2 protein-coding genes are annotated in these 941 nt (G+C 57.2%); both read left to right on the top strand.

Going from position 1 to position 941, the window contains the following annotated elements; translation table 11 throughout:
• Window positions 1-359: 359 nt before the first annotated feature.
• Entirely contained in the window at window positions 360-863 is a 504-nt protein-coding gene (fliL, locus tag ACIP1X_RS25920; protein WP_053118371.1) for a flagellar basal body-associated protein FliL, read from the top strand.
• A 9-nt stretch (window positions 864-872) separates the two neighbouring features.
• Window positions 873-941 (top strand): hypothetical protein (locus ACIP1X_RS25915; RefSeq protein WP_400755700.1); only part of this gene is annotated, 69 nt, incomplete at its 3' end.

Genomic DNA, 941 nt, shown 5'->3' with positions numbered 1-941 from the left:
AGTACGCCGACCTGATGTTTTTGCTGTGAATCTGTAATCGACCCGGTCTTTCAGGTCGGTGTTTGATCACAGAGCCCCTCACCCTAGCCCTCTCCCGGAGGGAGAGGGGACTGGTTGGGGGATGCTTGCGAAGTACGCCGACCTGATGTTTTTGCTGTGAATCTGTAATCGACCCGGTCTTTCAGGTCGATGTTTGACGCCCGACACCTCGGTCGGCCCCCTCTCCCTCCGGGAGAGGGCTGGGGTGAGGGTGCTTTTGACTTTGTCGTTCTCTCCGCAACCACCGACACTTCTGGCATAACACTTGCTCTTGCCTTGCCGTGCGACTGTGAAAACCTGATTAGTGACGGATTATTGGCATGGCGAAGAGCGAAGCTGCAGCAGTAAAAGACCCCGCAACCAAAGGCAAACTCAAGCTGATCATTATGATCGTGCTCGCGTTGCTGTTGGCCATTGGTGCATCCGTGGGGGCGACCTGGTTCTTCATGCACAGTGCCCAGAGCAAACCAGAGGCTGCGGCTGAAACCGCCCCGACCGGCAAACAACCGGCGATTTTCGAACCGATGGCGCCGGCCTTCGTTGCCAACTACAACCAGAACGGCCGTCAGCGCTACATGCAGGTGAGCATCACCATGCTCGGGCGCAATCAGGCCGATCTGGAAGCGCTGAAAGTGCACATGCCGGTTATCCGCAACAACCTGGTGATGCTCTTCTCCGGTCAGGATTTCGCCACACTGGCGACGCCGGTCGGCCAAGAGATGTTGCGCCAGAAGGCCACCGCCAGCGTCCAGGAAGTGGCGCAGAAAGAACTCGGCAAAGTGGTCATCGAACAGTTGCTTTTCACTAATTTCGTACTGCAGTAGGAACACGACATGGCCGTGCAGGATCTGCTGTCCCAGGATGAAATCGACGCGCTGTTGCACGGCGTCGACGATGGTCTG

It is taken from the genome of Pseudomonas sp. NPDC088885 (genome assembly GCF_044750025.1).
Taxonomy (GTDB): Bacteria; Pseudomonadota; Gammaproteobacteria; order Pseudomonadales; family Pseudomonadaceae; genus Aquipseudomonas; species Aquipseudomonas rustica.
Note: the sequence above shows the minus strand (reverse complement) of the source record. Positions and strands in the feature narration are given on the sequence as shown.

Bases quoted from the DNA above. Each gene is read 5' to 3' on its own strand.
- fliL (WP_053118371.1), top strand. From the start codon at position 360: ATGGCGAAGAGCGAAGCTGCAGCAGTAAAAGACCCCGCAACCAAAGGC.